The 297-nt window shown below is 42.1% G+C and carries 1 pseudogene; it reads left to right on the top strand.

Annotated features, from left to right (window positions below):
- Nucleotides 1-297 (top strand): annotated as a pseudogene (locus NG904_RS17030) (Na+/H+ antiporter NhaC family protein); the annotation flags it as partial.

Genomic DNA, 297 nt, shown 5'->3' with positions numbered 1-297 from the left:
GCTGAGATTAGAGCAAGAAAAGGGGTTTCTTCACATAAAGAAATAGCACTAGATAAAGAAATGGAAGATGAAATTAAAGCAAAAGAGGGTGTGAAATTAAGCATTTGGAATGCGATTATTCCAATAGGTGCAGTAATTATGTCAGCACTTGCAAGTTTGTATTATAGCGGATATACAACTATAATGGGTGGAGAAAATCAAGCTTTAATAAGTATTATGTCTAATCCCCCAGCCTCATTTGACGCTCCAAGCGACCCTTTTTCCCCACCAGACGCCGCCCTCCCACCCCCCCCCCCC

Origin of the sequence: Clostridium sp. ZBS15, assembly GCF_023845705.1 — a bacterium.
Lineage (GTDB): Bacteria > Bacillota > Clostridia > Clostridiales > Clostridiaceae > Clostridium > Clostridium aquiflavi.
Note: the sequence above shows the minus strand (reverse complement) of the source record. Positions and strands in the feature narration are given on the sequence as shown.